Origin of the sequence: Streptomyces sp. RP5T (assembly GCF_003933965.1) — a bacterium.
Classification (GTDB): Bacteria; Actinomycetota; Actinomycetes; order Streptomycetales; family Streptomycetaceae; genus Streptomyces.
In genome coordinates this window covers 1-1,603 of the sequence record NZ_RSAJ01001031.1, presented here as the reverse complement: position 1 = coordinate 1,603, position 1,603 = coordinate 1, and the positions used below count along the sequence as shown (strand labels likewise).

At 72.7% G+C, this 1,603-nt stretch carries 2 protein-coding genes; both read left to right on the top strand.

Annotated features, from left to right (window positions below):
• Positions 1-4 precede the first annotated feature (4 nt).
• Complete coding sequence (locus EHS43_RS44180; RefSeq protein WP_125196016.1) at positions 5-1,021, top strand: 1-aminocyclopropane-1-carboxylate deaminase; 1,017 nt, start codon at positions 5-7, stop codon at positions 1,019-1,021.
• A gap of 101 nt (positions 1,022-1,122) precedes the next feature.
• A partial coding sequence (locus EHS43_RS44175) for a TetR/AcrR family transcriptional regulator (RefSeq protein ID WP_148104326.1) occupies positions 1,123-1,603 on the top strand: 481 nt, incomplete at its 3' end.

Genomic DNA, 1,603 nt, shown 5'->3' with positions numbered 1-1,603 from the left:
CCCCATGCCCCTCGCGTCCTACGACCGCTATCCCCTCCTGTTCGGACCGTCCCCCGTCCACCGCCTGGAGCGCCTCACCGCGCACCTCGGCGGGGCCGCGCTGTGGGCCAAGCGCGAGGACTGCAACTCCCCGATCGCCTACGGCGGCAACAAGACCCGCAAGCTGGAGTACCTGGTCGCCGACGCGCTCGCCCAGGGCTGCGACACCCTCGTCTCGATCGGCGGCGTCCAGTCCAACCACACCCGCCAGGTCGCCGCCTGCGCCGCCCGGGCCGGGCTCAAGTGCGTGCTGGTGCAGGAGAGTTGGGTGGACTGGCCGGACGCGGTCTACGACAAGGTCGGCAACATCCTGATCAGCCGGCTCGCCGGGGCCGATGTGCGGCTGGTGAAGGCCGGGTTCGGGATCGGGTTCAAGGAGAGCTGGGAGCAGGCGCTCCGGGACGTGGAGGAGGCGGGTGGCAAGCCGTACGCCATCCCCGCCGGCGCCTCCGACCACCCGCTGGGCGGGCTGGGGTTCGCCGCGTGGGCGTACGAAGTCGCCGACCAGGAGCGGGAGTTGGGTGTCTTCTTCGACACGGTCGTGGTCTGTTCGGTGACCGGGTCCACCCAGGCCGGCATGGTCGCCGGGTTCCGGGCGCTCGAGGAGGCGGGTGGCCGGCCCCGGCGTGTCCTCGGCATCGACGCCTCCGCCAAGCCCGTCGCCACCCGGGAGCAGATCGCGCGGATCGCCCACCGCACCGGTCAACTCATCGGCGTGGAGCAGGAGTTGACCGAGGAGGACGTGGAGCTGGACGAGCGGTACCACGCCGGCGTCTACGGCATCCCCGACGAGACCACGCTGGAGGCGATGCGCCTGGCCGCCCGCACCGAGGGGATGGTCACCGACCCCGTGTACGAGGGCAAGTCCATGGCCGGGATGATCGACCTCGTCCGCCGCGGTGAGATCGGCGCCGACTCCACGGTGCTCTACGCCCACCTCGGCGGTCAGCCGGCGCTCAACGGGTACAGCGCGCTGTTCTAGCCCGCCTCGGGTGCGCCGGCCTCTCGCGGCTGAGCGGGGGCTGTCTCCGTTTGGTCTTCGCTACCATGCGGGGGAGTCTCCGGCTCGCGAGGAGGATCTGGATGACGCAGGTCAGACCCATGCGTGCGGACGCTCGGCGCAACTACGAGCGGCTGCTGAAGGTGGCCGTGGAGGCGTTCGCCGAGCACGGGGAGGGCGCGTCCCTCGACGACATCGCCAAGCGCGCGGGGGTGGGCTCCGGGACCCTCTACCGGCACTTCCCGACCCGGCGGGCCCTGCTGGAGGCGGCGTACGTGGACCGCCTGGAGGGGCTCGCGCGGCGCGCCGACGAACTCGCGCGGGAGCTGCCGCCGGGGCAGGCACTGGACCGGTGGCTGTACGAGCTGTGCGTCGGGACGATCCAGGTGCGGGGGCTGAAGACGCTGCTGGGGTCCGCGATGGCGGACGGGAGCGACGCGACGGTCACCGTGTGCGGGACACAGGTGCGGGGCGCGGCGGAGCGGCTGGTGTCGGCGGCGCGGGAGGAAGGGACCCTGCGGGGGGACGTGGAGCCGGTGGAGTTGCTTCGGCTGGCGCACGGGG